Below are 2,683 nucleotides of genomic sequence, written 5' to 3'. Positions count from 1 at the left end.
GAGCGAAGCGACATCTTCATCTTGTCTTTGCTTTTCTCCATGATCAGTTATTGGGTCATGGTCTCTTAGCTCGTTAATCTGGCTAAGTTTGGTTAGGTTGGGCTTCTTTCGACACTTCGCAATCCAAGAAATCCCTAGTCCGTTGATTGGTGCTCTTATCAGGTACGCACTGTAATCTTTCGATACCGCAGCGTGATTCGGAGGTAGAGCCGGAATTTCGTTTTCCGGTACGTTTTACTACCACAATTTGCCTGTTTATCCTTTCGGAGACCGGGCTAAGTCCGAGTCAATCAAGTGGTGCATTTGGGTTAATGTCGTTGGCTGGTATTTAATGAGAACGTGACAAGCGCCTCTCACGTTGCTAAGATTGGATTGCGACGTCTAATCTGAGCAACGAATGCACAAGATTTAGAGTACCAGAGCCCTGTGATGCTGTCACGGGGCTTTGTTACATCTGGAGCTTGGTAAACCTCATAAATTCAATTCGCAACGCTCGCCGCAAGGCGTGAACTTGTTTCACGTCGAGGAAGCGGAATTTCTCGAAAGCCTTATACTGTCTCCGTTCACACATGATCGGAGGGTGTCTCTATGTCTCAATTATTTCGTTTGGCATCGCCAGAAGATTACGAATACATCGAAGAATTAAATTTATGGGAATTGTCATTTGATAAGCGACCGGTTCAAGGGGTTCGTTGTGAAGATCCGGTGATCGGGGCAGAAAAATATAATCAAGGGCGTGAAAAATTTAAGGCGTTAGCGTCACGGCATAAAAAACACTGGAAACCGAACGGATTGACCTTTTCGGAGTTGATCCGCTGGGCAATAGAATGCGGAACTCCAGAACAATGTCAGCTTGTTTTAGCGTTATACCATTGCACAAACGATGATGATTATCAGGCGATGGGAATTCAGTTAAGCCGAAGTATTGATAATGCAAATGTCAGTCCGATCATCTTTTTCACAGGTAAAAATCAACGGTTATTAGGTGATATTTCGATGCTAAAACAGCTCGAAGAAAAGGTGCGCTGACGTTAGGTTTACCTATTATTTTATGTATTATCCTATCTATTATTCTATCTCTTATTTTATCTATTTCGTCTGTAATAGGTAGAATAATACATAGAATAAGATACAGAATAATAGATAGACACAAGATGACGTTGTGTTATTTCTTACCCATTAATCCACCTGTTATTCTACCTATTACTTTACCCGTTATTGCACCCAATTTAGGTATAACGGGCAGAATAACGGGTGAAATAATGGGTAGAATCATAGTTTTACTAACTTGCACCCCATGATACTTTCAGTATCAATGCCACTCATTTTCTGGACGAAAATGAATGACATAAGGCTCCGCCCTCTGGCTATTTTCTTCGGCTGGACGCCTGCGAAAAAAACCATTCACCCAAGCCCGTCAAACTCACTGCGTTCGTCTGACCACCCCCTTTTTTCGCCCCTGTATTTGGTCGCTCAAAAATGTGGTGGTCAGACGCTTCGCTTGACGGGGGGCTTTGCCCCCAAAACGAAACACGTTCACTGGGGTTCACTTGCCATCGCTGGGGCGTGTCATTTCGTTTCGGCTCCCCCTGTTTTTCCCTTTCTTCGCTGGACGCTCATCAGGATAAAAACAAAAAGCCTACCGCCCTCGTTTTACTCGGTTGGTCAAATCGCTTCTTGCCACAAAACAAGTTTGTGACTTTCAGCGATTTCGCATCGTTTTACTTGTCAGTTTGCACGATGTTAAAAACGCACTCAGAAGCCCGCAAAACCGTTCTAAACTTTCAGCGTAGATTTGGGTGTTTTATAGGGTGATCGTGTCTTAAAATCGTTTCGAGGGGCTTTAATGGGGATGAACGGGCGGTTTTTGCTAACTAACTCGCCCGTTTAACATAAAAGGGATTGTATGAACCAATTTTAGCTAGAGTTTAAGGTTGTTCAAATTAATGTACAATGATTGCACTGTATAAATAACCAGGTGTAGCATGTATGGAAAAGCACTTTATCAATGAAAAGTTTTCACGAGATCAATTTACGGGGAATAGAGTTAAAAATATTGCCTTTTCAAATTGTGATTTTTCAGGGGTTGATTTAACTGATACTGAATTTGTTGATTGTAGTTTTTACGACAGGAATAGCTTGGAAGGGTGTGATTTTAATAGAGCCAAACTAAAAAACGCTAGCTTTAAAAGCTGCGATTTATCAATGAGTAATTTTAAAAACATTAGCGCCTTAGGTCTTGAAATTAGTGAGTGTTTAGCTCAAGGAGCTGATTTTCGAGGGGCTAATTTTATGAATATGATAACTACAAGGTCATGGTTTTGTAGTGCTTATATAACCAAGACAAATCTTAGTTACGCTAATTTTTCTAGAGTCATATTAGAAAAGTGCGAACTGTGGGAAAATCGCTGGAATGGCACTGTGATAACTGGCGCCGTGTTTCGTGGCTCCGATCTTTCTTGTGGGGAGTTTTCATCGTTTGATTGGTCTTTGGCTGATTTTACTGGTTGTGATTTAACGGGTGGGGCGCTTGGCGAGCTTGATGCAAGGCGAATTAATTTAGATGGAGTGAAGTTGGATGGAGAGCAGGCGCTTCAGCTTGTTGAGAGTTTAGGTGTTATTGTTCACCGATAAAATCTAGGTAAAAAACGCCTAATGCCCCAATGTGGTACTAATCAAAACG

At 41.9% G+C, this 2,683-nt stretch carries 2 protein-coding genes; both read left to right on the top strand.

Annotated elements, in window-relative coordinates; genetic code table 11:
• The first annotated feature begins 588 nt into the window (after window positions 1-588).
• Window positions 589-1,029: a hypothetical protein gene (locus GTH24_RS21985; RefSeq protein WP_015063446.1), complete on the top strand. Its 441-nt coding sequence runs from the start codon at window positions 589-591 to the stop codon at window positions 1,027-1,029.
• 960 nt (window positions 1,030-1,989) lie between these two features.
• Window positions 1,990-2,634: a quinolone resistance pentapeptide repeat protein QnrD1 gene (locus GTH24_RS21980; RefSeq protein WP_012634451.1), complete on the top strand. Its 645-nt coding sequence runs from the start codon at window positions 1,990-1,992 to the stop codon at window positions 2,632-2,634.
• Window positions 2,635-2,683 lie beyond the last annotated feature (49 nt).

Origin of the sequence: Proteus vulgaris (assembly GCF_011045815.1) — a bacterium.
Classification (GTDB): domain Bacteria; phylum Pseudomonadota; class Gammaproteobacteria; order Enterobacterales; family Enterobacteriaceae; genus Proteus; species Proteus vulgaris_B.
The sequence above is the reverse complement of the archived record's forward strand: the minus strand, read 5'-3'. Positions and strand labels throughout refer to the sequence as shown.

Coding starts and splice junctions, on each gene's coding strand:
- GTH24_RS21985 (WP_015063446.1), top strand. CDS start 589: ATGTCTCAATTATTTCGTTTGGCATCGCCAGAAGATTACGAATACATC.
- GTH24_RS21980 (WP_012634451.1), top strand. CDS start 1,990: ATGGAAAAGCACTTTATCAATGAAAAGTTTTCACGAGATCAATTTACG.